The following is an 11785-nucleotide window of genomic DNA, read 5'->3' as shown; positions in this document are numbered from 1 at the left end:
ATTAGCAGTAGTGCTGTATAAGTTTATCTTGCCTCGACAAACTTTTTACTTCCTATTTAATAATTCAATTCTAACCAATTCCGCTTCTGTTTGAAAACTTTTTTTATCACTGAAATAAATATACATCTTCCTCAATTCAGGAGTTGAATACTTCTCTAAATGAGTCATATTATAATTATATTGTTTTTGAGCCTTATTTAATTCTGATATACCCTCTCTCATCCTAGAATCTTTTCTAGCTTCGCCATCTTTGTACTCTTTTGAATTCTTAAAATCTTCTATAATTTCTATCATAACTTCTCTAATATTCTCATCTGGGTAATCATATCCAGCAGAATAATTATAACCCAAGGCTTTTTCATATTCTTTAAGGTATTCAGTTTTAATGTCAGTTGAATATAAGATGTAGTCCTTGTTTTCTTTATAGCATTTAATCACGTGATCTTTATATTTAATTTTAAAATTTTCGACAAAGGAAATGTTGAATTTTTTTTTCTCATTCTTTTCTTTAGCTATTTTAGCATTGTAAGTTGCCATCTTTTCTTTGTTTTCTGGGGTTAAGTATTCTTCGTCTTCTTTAGTCCAGTCGTAATTATAACTATCTGAAGTGACGTAGATTGTACCATACTCTTCTACCAATCTATTCAAAGTAGAAATTTTACGGTCTAATTTCAACTTTTCTTTTTCAAGGTTAATTGCTAATTTGTCATCAATTTTCTTAATACTGTCTGATTTACGTTTATTAATCTGTGCTTCAGTCCAATCTAAAGCTTCTTGTTCAGATTTACTTAAACTCTTACCATGAGCTAATCGCTCTTTAGCTTTAATAGTTTTTAAATACATTTTTGTTGCTAAATCTTGTTCAGCTTTTTTCTTCAATTCTATTTGATCATAATATCCTCCTGGGGCATAATTACCCAATGCGTGTTGAGCTGATGAAATCAGTGAAAAAGTTAATAATGTAATGGATAATAATATTTTCATAAATTTTTTAGTTAAAGGTTAAGTCAGATATTACAGATTAAATTTTAAATTAAACCAAAAATCCTATTAGCATCTGAGTCATTTTTTGTTTTCTGATTTTTTTTATTAGTTGTTGTAATTGTTTTGTTTATCAATTCATTATTATGCTTTTTTATTAGTTCAATGGGTTTTACAAATTTAGTATTACTTGCGAGAATCAAAACATCTACATTTAGAGCATTATATTCTTTTATTATTTTTGTTGTTATAGTGGAATAATCTCCCATCGTAAAGAATGCGACTCTTAAACCTTTATACTTTACAATATCTGAGAAATCTTTAAATATTGGATTACCTTCTGTTTTTCTACATGTAGAATCTCCTTTATTATCAAGAATTTTAAAGTAAACGGTAGTTAATGTTTCAGTTTTTCCACATTTATCTTTTCCGATTAAAGCTATTATTTTCATTTTACTTAATTTGGATTATTTGAAATAGTTTCCTGTCGTGCAGTGGCATTACTGCTAACTTTGTTATATCAGCAATAAAAGGGCATCAATACAACTTTTTAAGGTGGCTTTGAGCTATAAGGTAGCTCTTTTTCAAGCGAATATAAGATTTTTTTTTAGTACAATTAATTAACCTTTTTAATGTAATCATTATCATCTCATTGAAATTATCTTTAAATCTTTTATAAAGTTGTTCGTAAACAGGTTCGTAAGAACATAAATTACAAACCTCTGCACTATTAGATTTAGAGGTTTTTTTATATTAACTCCATATTTATTTTGAATTTCTTAAATCCATATTAATTAGCATCTATCCAAGTCTGAATGTTATCCTGTTAGTTGTTTCCCTTTTTTTCTCGTCAATGATTTTAGTATATATCTGAGTTGTTTTTATACTTTTGTGGCCAAGCATTTTCGAGACAGTAAATATATCGGTACCTGCTGCCATTTGTAATGTAGCATAAGTATGCCGAAAGCAGTGAAAAGTAATATGTTTCTCAATACCTGCATCTTTAACCCAAATAGGTAGTAGGCGGTCAAAATCCCATTTTTTTAAATTTAAAAAGATTTTCCCTTTCTCTAATCCCTTTTCACCCAAGAATTCAAGCGCTTCCTCAGAAATAGGTAGGGTCAAGGGCCTGTCAGTTTTCTGCTGCTTAAACCTTATATAATAACCTTCATTCTTACTGTATTGCACTTCTTCCCATGTAAGTTTAGAAATGTCGGAATATCGAATTCCAGTCAATAGAGAAAACATGCTGACGCGTTTGACAACATCTTTCGTGCAAGGTGTCCTAAACAATTTTGAAGCTTCTTCCATAGTTAGGAAATTTCTCTGGGACTCCTGTTCCTTGATACTTTCAACTGCAGCATTAACATCAGTTTGTAATAATCCTTTTTTATATGCCTTTTTTAGAGTGGCCTTGATTTTGTTGAAATAGGACAGGGCAGTGTTTTGAGCCAAAGGTTTATTATTTTTTCTTAAACTTTTTGCCCGCATGATATAGTGCCTAAAATCTTCAATTACTGTAACATCAATTTCATTCATCAATATATCTTCATTCTTAAGAAACATTTCAAAGTGGGTAATTGCAGACTTCCATATATCACTGTTAATACCAATTTTACTTTCGGCTGTTAGTTTTAGATACTCTAGAAATGACATTTTACCGATCTCAATCAAACGAAGCCGCTCCTGCTCAAATGGGGTATATATTTGCTGCTTATTGAGTTCATTAAGCCTATTTGCACAGATAATTTCAGCTTTCCAGAAATTCTCTAAATTCATTTCTTTTTCAATATTACTTTTTGGTTTAGCAACCATATATAAACCTAAATATTCCCTTCGGGAAAATTCACGAGTTTTTGGATTATATACCGCAGGAAAAAAATCAAGATATAGCGTAATCTTTCCACTTGGCAGTGTTCTTTTTCTAAGAGTTACATTTATATTTTTCATCTTGACGCGGCATTAAAAATTATATCAATATCCTGTTTGGCGACATAGGTAAATTTTCCAATCGCATATTTAGCAATTCCATGGCGTTGAATCAAGTTATATAGCGCGCCAGAAGAAATATTGAACTTCTGTTGAATCTGCGTTATTGTATAGGAATTTTCAAAACCTGGAAATTGCTGTTTTGGTTTCAAAAGTAAATCCTCAGCAGGAATTGCAAAAAAGGAGTCAAGATCACATCTTCGGATAACTGTTCTTTTGCCAAACTTTCCGATGTCCAAATGTCCTCTGCTAACGAGTCTGTAAATTGTGCTTCTGCTTATTCCAAAAAGAAGACCTGCCTGTTTAATGCTGAGGAAATCTTTTACCCTTACCGCTTCAAGAATTGGATTTTTGGCAATCTCAGTCTGTTTGTTGCTCTGATCGATTTTGGACTGCCTTGTCCTTGCTTTGTAGGCCCTGCTGCTGCATTTTAGCGAACAGTATTGGGTCTTTGTTGTTTTTGCGATGAATTCGTTTTGACAGAATTCGCAAATTCGCTTAATCTTGATGTTCGTACTCATAGAATGTTACTGTATGTATCCCATTGTGTCTATGTGTGTCTCATTGTGTCATGATTTGGCCAAAAAAAAATCCATTTTCGGAAAAATATTTTCGTGGTACAATCGTGGTACAAATAAGGACAAACTATCTACAAACAAAACTATATAAGCAGAAAGAAAAATCCCAGTTAAAATGCCGTTTTATGACATTTTAACTGGGATTCTTTGTTTTATTTTGTGATGTTTTGTGAAGCCTATTTGCCGATGCAGAAATTAGCTTTCCTTACTTTGTTGGGGTTTTCAAATGCGGTGGTCCAATTATGGTCCATTTTAAAGCAAAGTACTTCAAAAAAATCATATTGATTTTGTCAATAGCGTATGTTGTTATTTTAATAATTAATAACCTCGCTGTGCTTTTAATTTCGAAGTACACCCTTCTTCAAATGTTATTTAAATGATTGTCTTTTAAAGTGTAAGATTACACTATTAAGAGACAAACACTTCCAACAGTTACAAGTTTCTAATTAATTTTAAAACCGTCTTATATATTTGTTATACAAATGTTCCCGCACAGTGATTGTATCCGGATCTTTCTATCTTGACGCTGGTTGAAAGACTTAATATTATATATTTTCATTTACAGTGTGATGATTAAATTTATATGTGATGAAAGGTGATAAGATAGCAACGTTGCTCAATGATGTTTTAAAATTTGATGAAAGGCTTTGCTTGTTAGAAAATCTGTACAGCGCAGGAGGCAAGGATAATAAAATGCAGTTCGTTTCTTCGAAAGAAAAATGTAAATCCATTTACAATAAAATAGATTTTGCCCAGCTTTTCTATATTTTAATGGATGAGGGGTTATTGTTTTTTGATGCGAGAGATGAAAAAAACAATAGGAGTAAATTCCAGCTCTTCATTGAAAATAATTTTACATATGCTAGCGATGAAGAAGGGCAGTCGAAAATCAAGTCGATCAGCAGACAGTTTTCTGAATGTAAGGGCTACACTTATAAAGAGAAGCAGATTATATTTTTAGAGGATCTTATCACAAGACTGCAGCAGAGGAAAAGAAGAATCGAGAGCTGGTAAGAACCGGATAAAAAAAGTTTAGCATAAAATTTAAATCTTAAATGATGACAAAAAAAGAAAGAAAGCTCTCTTTTGTTATGAGAGTAGAACAATTAATAGAGCCTATACTTTTAAGACTGGAAACAATTGATTCAAAAATCAGCCAGGGAAAAGTCTTGAGACCTGAATATTACAGAAACGAAGATTTAAAAAAGATGTTTGGGCTGTCCAATAACACTATTATAAAATACAGACAGACCGGAATTCTTCCCTATACAAAGCTGGGAGATATCTTTTTATATGACAGCAGCAAGATAGATAGAATACTTAAAAGCAATGGATCATAATTCAGTATGTAATCAGTTACCCAGATTTAAAAAAGAGATCAAAATAAAGAGGGTAACTAAGAAGGTAACTGTTTTTTGATCAAGGTTCGATACCATTTCAAATGAAAAAGCCTTTAAACACGAGTGTTTAAAGGCTTTTAGTTTTTTAAAGTCATTTTTTGGACTTCATCTGGCGGAGGAAGAGGGATTCGAACCCCCGGACCTGTTACAGTCAACAGTTTTCAAGACTGCCGCATTCGACCGCTCTGCCATTCCTCCAGTAAGACACAATCATTTTGTGATTGCGGGTGCAAATATAGTATGTTTTTTTGATTGTAGAAATTTTTTTGATACTATTTATGAAGAAAAATGCTATCACATACTTATTAACAAGTGGACAACGATATGGCAAATAAAGTGATTAAAGCATCCGATGATTGAAGTATGGCAATGTTTGGCGTTCAGTGGTGGTGTTTATCCGAGTAGTTAAAGCAGATTGTTCCTTTACTTTGTAAAGGAATAACGGAGCAGCTTTAATTGCTTAAAATCTATCCAGTTTTTCGCTTTCCTTTTCTATAATGTCCTTTGCAACCAAAATTGATTCGACGTCGGTTACATCAATCTGTACGGCTCTTACGGTTTTCAGTTCTTGACTGTTTAACTCTTTTACAGTCTCTTCTCCTTTTTCAAGATTCCGGCTTCCCAGATAAACAAAGTGACCTTTCTGTATAAGTTGTTTAGCGGTTTCTAAACCAATACTTCTTGTAGCACCTGTGATTAATACAGTCTTCATATTCTTTTTTTTTAGTTTAACAATACAAAGGTTGTTGACTTAAAAAAGAAAGTATTTGCCATTTGGCAAAAAGTATTTTACCTGATACTTTTTCTTATACGGCTTAATGATGATTGTGTAACGCCCAAATAGGATGCCAAATAAGAAAGCGGAATACGATTGATAAGTTGAGGGAATTTTTTTACAAATGCAAATAACGTGTAGTAGCATCTTCGGAAACCAAAGGACTTCTTCTTTCTATTTTTTGGATTAATGATTTTTTGACGATTTTATTAACGATACTTTCCCAGCCAACAATCGTATTAGTAATTTCTTGCCAGTTTTGTTCAGAAAAAACAATGACCCTGCTGTCTGTAACGGCTTGTACATACTCTGACGACGGAATTTTGTTGTCAAAACTATCTAAATCCACGACAAAATTATTTTCATCTATAAAGTACTTCGTGATTTCTTCTCCTTTGTTATTATAATAGCAGACTCGAAGGATGCCGTCTAAAATAAAGCCTACCTGTTTGGCGATTTTACCTGCTTCCGAAAAATATTCTTCTTTACTAAGCTCCAATTCTATCGCTTTGCTATTAATGAAGTCAATTTGTTGGTTGTTCAAATTTCCAAATTGCATTATGTAATTATCATTTCAGTCATAGTTACAAATGTAATAAAAGTGATATATCCAGTTTTTGTCATTTGGTAAAAAGTAAAAATAACCTTTCGTTTGGGAGGTATAACATTAAATATCTGAGCTAAATGTCCCCCAAAATTATACTAAGAATGTTTGTCCGTATTGAAATCTTTTTAGAATATATTTCTTAAAAACAACACTTTTAACATCTCTGTAGAGAGATAAAAATAGACATTATGACAGCGGTGAATTTGCTGCATTCTATTTTTAATATATGTAATAGTAACAGTATATTGCCATTGCTCCAAGGAAAGTTTATCACTGTTTACCCTTTATTAGCTCTTATGAAAAAGGAGAAAAGGTTGAAAGATCATTTATGTTAGACTAAAAATGAGAATTTGTATGCAACCATAATGTAAGATTTCAGGCCGGCTGTAAATTGCAGTTCTCAATGAAGTAAAGAGAATTACGACATTTTGTCATAGTTCTGATAAATTACACAACGGCTTACAAAGGAAATGTTAAGATGAAATGGCAGAGACCAATAAGTGGCACGTTTTATGATTTTAGAAAAAATGCCCAATCTACCGAATAAATTTTGATTATCTATTGTTTTGTTTTAAAATAATGAATTATTATTAACTAACAAACCATTTTTTTTGAATTATGAATAAAATTAAAAATTTCGTTTCAGAATGTGCAGTTTATTTGAGAACAGAAAGGAGCATTGAGAAATGCCAGTAGCTTCGAACCCTCAAATTAAATATTATCCGGTAAAAAATGGCGACATGTCGCTCATTACACTGGAGGACAAAACAACCATAATTGTAGATTGCAACATAACCGTTGTGTCTCAGGACGATTCAGATAAAACACGATTTGACGCCAAAAAAGATCTTCTGGATTCCATACAAAGAAGAGACGGCAATCCGTATCTGGACGTTTTTATACTCACCCACGGAGATAAGGACCACTGTTTAGGTTTTATGGAAAATTTTTACCAGGGTGATCCAAAATCGTATTCCAAGCAAGATCGTGAAGACGGACGTATCATTATGGATGCCATGTGGTTTTCACCTATGATTGCAGAACAGTTTTCGAACCCGCATGAAGATGCCTATCAGCAGGAAGCTGAAAGAAGATTGAAGCTACACCGTGAGGGTAATCCCGATAAAGATAATCCCGGAAACAGGATCCGCATTATTGGCTATGACATCAACGGCGAATACGAGGCACTGAACGACCTTCGTTCCAAACCAGGTGATGTTGTTTCGCGTTTCAATGACAAAGACCAGGACAAGTTCTCCATTTTTATTCATGCTCCTTTTAAGATACATCTTGATGCCGAGGATAAGAACTGTGCCAGTATTGTTTTTCAGGCTAGATTCAAGCAGTACTCCTGGAGTACGGATTTCTGTTGTCAGGCTATTTTTGCGGGAGATTCGGATCATGCTACCTGGGGACAGATCATCGAACGTACCAGACGATTTGGAAACGATGTAAATGAAAAAGCGTTGGACTGGGATCTTTTTCTGGCTCCCCATCACTGTTCATGGACCTTTTTTAACGATACTGATAAAGATGAGATCGTTCAAACCTCAACAGAGGCACTGGAGTATGCCAAGGAAGGAGCTTTCATCATTGCGTCTTGTAAAAAGATCGTTGATGATGAGGATAATCCACCGCATTATGACGCCAAGAAGGTATATCTTAAATATCTGGAATCCAAAGAGAAGTTTCTCAATACCGATATTGAGCCGAGCGAGTCCGAGCCAAAGCCTATTATTTTTGATATTACGGCCAATGGACCTGCCAGAGCTTCCAATAAAACCGTTAGTGGCTCATCTACATCTGCAGGTGGAACAGGAGCAGCGGGAACCATAATTTCACAGGGGTAATGCTGCATAGTGAAGATTTGGCTTTGTATGATGGCGAACTGCGATCAGAAGTAAAAGAAGGAATTTTACAGATAAGAGAGTATTTTCAGGCAGATGATCTGAAAATATTTTCTCTGGATTCAGCCCATATAGCCGTTGCGGCTACGTATCAAGTTTCTCTGCCGTCCCGGGGGGCGCTAGATAACTTGATACGTGTCCAGGAACCTATACTTGTGCGGATATCGCTTGCCCGTTTTCCGGAACAGGCACCTGCGATTCTGTCGGACAGAAAAGATTTTCCCAAAAGCATGCTGCCTCACCTGTATTATACACCAAATGAGAAACCTGCGGTTTTATGTCTGGTCAGGGACAGCCTCAATCAGTGGTTTGCAACCATTACCATGCAGGATTTTCTGCTGGTAGGCTACCAATGGTTCTACAAGGCGGCAATAGGCAGACTGCTTGATGATAATGATGAATTTGATCCGGTACGACTTGAGAAGACTAAATTTGGAAAACATATCTACAAATACGAGACCTTTAAGGATATCGTGAAAAATAATGAGCGTTTGGTTCCGGCTTATTCAATGGCTTTGATTTTAAGTTGTATATACCAGTCTGAAACCAGTAAACATTACATATATAAATCGATAGCCGGAATACCGTTTGTTGGATTAGCGGACATTAAAAAGACTGTTGCTCGATCCCTAAGAGCCATCAGAAGCGCGGAAGACACCGCAAAGGTGATTTCGCGGTTTTCCCTGCTGGTCTGGGATCCGGAGCAGGCAAAAGAGAACTATTACAGTACCAATCTGCCTGAAAATTATGGGCAACTTAAGGCATATCTGCACCTAAAGGGGATCAATATAGAAGCGATGCTTTTGGCAGTGCAGACAGCAAAAGTGGATATTTCTAAATTAATTCCCATAGTTCATGCGGTACGCCGTCCTAAAAAGCTTATTGGATATCCTGGAGAGTATGAGTTCTTTACCTACACGTTATTCATTCCCGACAGCGGTATTGAAGCTTTGTCTGATGAGGCGAAGGTGCTAATGAGTTCCCATACTGAACCCTATAGTTCGCAGTTGGCCCAGATGCTCAGCAACGAGACCAGGCAGGAGAAAACCTTATTTGTGGGCGCTGGATCCCTAGGATCAAAAATGCTGCTACATGACGCGAGGGTAGGCAAATTACATATCGGTGCTGTGGACCATGATCGATTTGAGCAGCATAATTTAGCACGCCATGGTCTGTTTTCTGGCTCTATCGGATACAACAAAGCAGCTTCGGTCATTGATCAAGTAAAGGAGTTTTACGAACTTGATACTACCTCGGGTCTGACTGCCTATGAATTTGAGATTGCTCGGTTTGAGGACGAGGAGTTCAAAAAATACGATGCAGTGGTGGATACCACCGCCAGCCAGCAGGTAATGCAACATCTGGTACAGAGAACACTTCCCCGGTCACTGCGCTACAACCGCTGCGAGCTTGTGGATGATGGACAGACAGGATTGTTGTACAGGGAAGGTATAGATCGTAATCCGCGGATGGATGATCTGGCCTATACCGCTTGTTACCTTGCGACAAAAGATACGAATCTACATGTTTGGCGCCGTAACGATGCGCAGCGTGAACCGACGGTCTTAAATATCGGTCTGGGATGCAATTCGGTAACAACGGTAATGCCCGATGATGTCATAAGTTTTCATGCTGCTGCTTTTTCTCAGGTGCTGTCTAATGTTGGAAGAAAAGCTTCGTCGGATTGCGGCCTGCTGTATCTGAATGTTTTCCGCAGAAGTTCGGGACTGCCGGAGATTTCCAACCATTCTTATGAGGTTGAGGCTTTCGATGTGCTGCAGTGCGAGGCTGGTAGCAGTTGGACGCTAAGGCTGGCTGCAGGAGTATGCCAATACCTTATGGAACAGAGCTCAAAGGCAGGCCAAATTGAAACCGGCGGAGTGTTAATTGGTGTTGCCAATTATAAGACCAAAGTCATACATGTTTTTGAGGCAAGCAGTGAACCGGAAGGCAGCCACGGCACTGTTGCCGCTTTTACCAGGGGAATAATTGGGCTTCCGGAGTTTATTGACAAGATTAAATACCAAACCGGCGAAATTATAGGATATATCGGAGAATGGCATTCGCATCCCATGAATCTGGAGCGTCTGAGCTCCCAGGACATGCAAACGATTGAAAAATTGAAAACGATTAACGACAGAACGCCGATTCCCACCTGCGCGGTAATTGTTACCCCGCACAGAATAATACCATTTGTTTATGATTGAGAAAAATAATAAAAAGTATAAAATAGGATTGAGTTTATCTGGAGGAGGCTACAGGGCGACGATCTATCATTTGGGCACTCTAAGAAAATTAAGGGAATTGGAACTTCTGGATAAAATCGACACCATCTCCACCATCTCTGGAGGCTCCATCACTGGCGCCTACTATGGGTTGGAAGGAAAAAATTTCGAATTATTTGAAAAGGGCCTAATCGGCATCGTAAAGAAAAGTATCCTTGGGGGTATTTTTCGCTCCGTCAGGTTTATCTGTATTGCGCTGTCATTGCTTACGCTTCTGTTCTTCATCCTCTATTTGCCTTTTACCTCTTATGCCTGGGTTTCAACAGTGCTTCTGGTGGTTGTATTTGTTGTGGTGCTGAAATTCCAGTTCAGGATTTTCCCTGTCAGCCGCATCATTGACGGCCTGTATTCGAGATGGTTTTTTGCGGGCAAAACGCTAAAGGACCTAAACTGCACGCCGGTGATTGCTATTAATGCGACGAATGTTGAAACGGGCAGACCGTTTACGTTTTCGAAAAACAAGATGAGTGATTCTAGTTATGAATATCCCCAGGATGGTCAGGATCCGATCAGATTTAAGCCGGAGGAATTTCCAATTTCCCTGGCAGTGGCTTCCTCAACCTGTGTGCCGTTTGCTTTTACACCAATCTATATTGATTCAAAATACTTTGAAAAAGAAGAGGATGCACACAGGGTAAAACCTTGTCTGGTAGACGGCGGGGTATACGACAACCAGGGTGTACACAAGCTAACCCATGGAAACAGCTCTTATGTCTGTGATATAGTCATAGTAAGTGATGCTGGAAACATGATGCCAAAAATAAATTCTTTTAACAATGTTGTGCAACTGTTGATCAGGACCAGTGATATCTTTATGAATAGGATTAAGAATTATCAGATGATCCAACATGTTTATGATAACTACAGATTCAATAAAAAATCAGTAGCCTATCAGTCGCTTGGCTGGGATTTGCAGGAGTGCCTGAACAGCTTTATGAGCAACCTGAAAAAAGGTGCTGTTTTGGAGCAGGTAATACAGTTGCATGAAATCAGTAGCGAGGATCTGGAAAATAAGAACTGGGATTCCATTCAGGAAAAACTCGAAAAGAGGATCAATTATCAGGCAATAAAGGCGCAGATGCCATCCGTGGAGGAGCTGAACACGGCGCGAGCTGTTTCCACTAATCTAAGGGCGCTGACCGATAAGCAGATTGACGCGCTTACCAAGCAGGCAGCATGTCTGACCGAATTGCAGGTGAAGCTTTACTGCCCAGTATTATTCGCGAACTAGTATCTAAAATAGTTAAATGCTTAAAGCACCCG

The 11785-nt window shown here is 36.8% G+C and carries 11 protein-coding genes and 1 tRNA gene; 5 read left to right on the top strand and 7 right to left on the bottom strand.

Annotated elements, in window-relative coordinates; translation table 11 throughout:
- Positions 1-45: 45 nt before the first annotated feature.
- From NLG42_RS20345 to NLG42_RS20330, 4 genes are all read right to left on the bottom strand, one after another.
- Positions 46-984, bottom strand: a complete 939-nt coding sequence (locus NLG42_RS20345; protein WP_257682158.1) for a hypothetical protein — start codon at positions 982-984, stop codon at positions 46-48.
- Positions 985-1028: 44 nt separating this feature from the next.
- Complete coding sequence (locus tag NLG42_RS20340) at positions 1029-1433, bottom strand: hypothetical protein (protein WP_257682157.1); 405 nt, start codon at positions 1431-1433, stop codon at positions 1029-1031.
- Positions 1434-1782: 349 nt separating this feature from the next.
- Positions 1783-2931 carry a tyrosine-type recombinase/integrase gene (locus NLG42_RS20335; RefSeq protein WP_257682156.1) on the bottom strand — a complete coding sequence of 383 codons (1149 nt, stop codon included), beginning with the start codon at positions 2929-2931 and terminating at the stop codon, positions 1783-1785.
- A complete protein-coding gene (locus NLG42_RS20330; protein ID WP_257682155.1) occupies positions 2928-3491 on the bottom strand; it encodes a helix-turn-helix domain-containing protein in 564 nt (187 codons plus the stop codon). Before NLG42_RS20330 ends, NLG42_RS20335 begins: the two co-directional genes overlap by 4 nt.
- A gap of 645 nt (positions 3492-4136) precedes the next feature.
- Here NLG42_RS20330 and NLG42_RS20325 point away from each other — a divergent pair.
- Together NLG42_RS20325 and NLG42_RS20320 are read left to right on the top strand one after the other, a co-directional pair.
- Positions 4137-4562, top strand: a complete 426-nt coding sequence (locus NLG42_RS20325; RefSeq protein ID WP_257682154.1) for a hypothetical protein — start codon at positions 4137-4139, stop codon at positions 4560-4562.
- Between the two features lie 41 nt (positions 4563-4603).
- A complete protein-coding gene (locus NLG42_RS20320) occupies positions 4604-4888 on the top strand; it encodes a helix-turn-helix domain-containing protein (protein WP_257682153.1) in 285 nt (94 codons plus the stop codon).
- Between the two features lie 170 nt (positions 4889-5058).
- Here NLG42_RS20320 and NLG42_RS20315 read toward each other — a convergent pair.
- The 3 genes from NLG42_RS20315 to NLG42_RS20305 all read right to left on the bottom strand — a co-directional run bounded on the left by NLG42_RS20315 (position 5059) and on the right by NLG42_RS20305 (position 6282).
- Positions 5059-5146: transfer RNA gene (locus NLG42_RS20315), tRNA-Ser, on the bottom strand.
- 262 nt (positions 5147-5408) lie between these two features.
- On the bottom strand, positions 5409-5660 hold the full coding sequence (locus tag NLG42_RS20310; RefSeq protein WP_257682152.1) for an SDR family NAD(P)-dependent oxidoreductase: 252 nt from the start codon (positions 5658-5660) through the stop codon (positions 5409-5411).
- A 181-nt stretch (positions 5661-5841) separates the two neighbouring features.
- Positions 5842-6282, bottom strand: a complete 441-nt coding sequence (locus NLG42_RS20305) for a Crp/Fnr family transcriptional regulator (protein ID WP_307774285.1) — start codon at positions 6280-6282, stop codon at positions 5842-5844.
- Positions 6283-7016: 734 nt separating this feature from the next.
- On the opposite strand from NLG42_RS20305, the gene NLG42_RS20300 reads away from it, so the two are divergent.
- From NLG42_RS20300 to NLG42_RS20290, 3 genes are read left to right on the top strand one after another with little or no spacing between them, the layout of a single operon-like run.
- The gene (locus tag NLG42_RS20300; protein ID WP_257682151.1) at positions 7017-8180 is read left to right on the top strand and encodes a ComEC/Rec2 family competence protein; all 1164 of its coding nucleotides are present in this window, start codon (positions 7017-7019) and stop codon (positions 8178-8180) included.
- Positions 8180-10444, top strand: coding sequence for a ThiF family adenylyltransferase (locus NLG42_RS20295; protein ID WP_257682150.1), 2265 nt, complete (start codon positions 8180-8182; stop codon positions 10442-10444). The genes NLG42_RS20300 and NLG42_RS20295 overlap by 1 nt, the downstream gene beginning before the upstream one ends.
- Positions 10437-11753 (top strand): patatin-like phospholipase family protein, encoded by a 1317-nt coding sequence (locus NLG42_RS20290; protein WP_257682149.1) that lies wholly within the window; start codon positions 10437-10439, stop codon positions 11751-11753. The genes NLG42_RS20295 and NLG42_RS20290 overlap by 8 nt, the downstream gene beginning before the upstream one ends.
- Positions 11754-11785: the final 32 nt, after the last annotated feature.

This window comes from Flavobacterium plurextorum (assembly GCF_024638035.1).
Taxonomy (GTDB): domain Bacteria; phylum Bacteroidota; class Bacteroidia; order Flavobacteriales; family Flavobacteriaceae; genus Flavobacterium; species Flavobacterium plurextorum.
This window is presented reverse-complemented; position numbering and strand designations above follow the sequence as displayed.

Coding starts and splice junctions, on each gene's coding strand:
- NLG42_RS20345 (WP_257682158.1), bottom strand. CDS start 984: ATGAAAATATTATTATCCATTACATTATTAACTTTTTCACTGATTTCA.
- NLG42_RS20340 (WP_257682157.1), bottom strand. CDS start 1,433: ATGAAAATAATAGCTTTAATCGGAAAAGATAAATGTGGAAAAACTGAA.
- NLG42_RS20335 (WP_257682156.1), bottom strand. CDS start 2,931: ATGAAAAATATAAATGTAACTCTTAGAAAAAGAACACTGCCAAGTGGA.
- NLG42_RS20330 (WP_257682155.1), bottom strand. CDS start 3,491: ATGAGTACGAACATCAAGATTAAGCGAATTTGCGAATTCTGTCAAAAC.
- NLG42_RS20325 (WP_257682154.1), top strand. CDS start 4,137: ATGAAAGGTGATAAGATAGCAACGTTGCTCAATGATGTTTTAAAATTT.
- NLG42_RS20320 (WP_257682153.1), top strand. CDS start 4,604: ATGATGACAAAAAAAGAAAGAAAGCTCTCTTTTGTTATGAGAGTAGAA.
- NLG42_RS20310 (WP_257682152.1), bottom strand. CDS start 5,660: ATGAAGACTGTATTAATCACAGGTGCTACAAGAAGTATTGGTTTAGAA.
- NLG42_RS20305 (WP_307774285.1), bottom strand. CDS start 6,282: ATGCAATTTGGAAATTTGAACAACCAACAAATTGACTTCATTAATAGC.
- NLG42_RS20300 (WP_257682151.1), top strand. CDS start 7,017: ATGCCAGTAGCTTCGAACCCTCAAATTAAATATTATCCGGTAAAAAAT.
- NLG42_RS20295 (WP_257682150.1), top strand. CDS start 8,180: ATGCTGCATAGTGAAGATTTGGCTTTGTATGATGGCGAACTGCGATCA.
- NLG42_RS20290 (WP_257682149.1), top strand. CDS start 10,437: ATGATTGAGAAAAATAATAAAAAGTATAAAATAGGATTGAGTTTATCT.